The following is an 810-nucleotide window of genomic DNA, read 5'->3' on the forward strand; positions in this document are numbered from 1 at the left end:
TTCATCCTGTACCGGATCGTAGGCGATATCTGCGGCAAACAGGGGGGCACGGCTCAGGTCAAAACGATATTGGCGCGGATCGGTGTGAGCTTGTAACTGGGCGGCAACCTCTTCCGCTCTGGCAGGAGTGAAGACATTGATTGACAGTGGTGCCTGACGCCAGACCACCTGAACCGGTTGTGCCAGTCCTTGCCAACACGCCGCGGTGCGCAAGATATCGTGACGGTCAATAACTTGTTGTAAGGCAGAGAGAAAAGCATCAAGGTGATTGCGGGTGTCAAAAGCGAGCAGGCTATGTAACAGGTAAGTATCGCCCTGAGTCTGCAACAGATGATGGAACAGAATTCCTTCCTGTAGCGGTGCCAGCGGGTAAATATCCTGAATATTGCTTACCCCGCCGGAAGTTGCTTCAACGATGGTATCAATCTCAGCCTGTGACAACGAAACTAACGGTAGCATATCGGGCGTGATGGCGGTGCAGTCTGCCGGAATACGGTTAGGGGGGACGGTAGCCGTGTTAACATCACGTTGAATGGCTTGTGCCATTTCGGCAAGAACAGGCGTTGCAAATACACTGAGCATATCGAGTTGCCAACCGAAATGATGCAACCGTTCAATCAGACTGATAATCATCAGCGAGTGACCGCCGAGTTCAAAGAAGTGGTCATGACGGCCCACTTGTTCCATGCCCAATAACTCTTGCCAAATTTCAGCCAGTACGGTCTCAGTTTCATCGATCGGCGCTTCGTAGCTGCGTGCTATGACCGCGGATGCGTCTGGCTCAGGCAGCGCCTGACGATCCAGTTTACC

The 810-nt window shown here is 52.8% G+C and carries 1 protein-coding gene; it reads right to left on the reverse strand.

Translation table 11 applies throughout. From position 1 onward, the window contains the following. On the reverse strand, positions 1-810 hold an 810-nt coding region (locus AAC147_RS07880), incomplete at both ends, for a condensation domain-containing protein (protein WP_047686265.1).

Source organism: Xenorhabdus sp. NBAII XenSa04 (genome assembly GCF_963866145.1).
GTDB lineage: Bacteria > Pseudomonadota > Gammaproteobacteria > Enterobacterales > Enterobacteriaceae > Xenorhabdus > Xenorhabdus indica.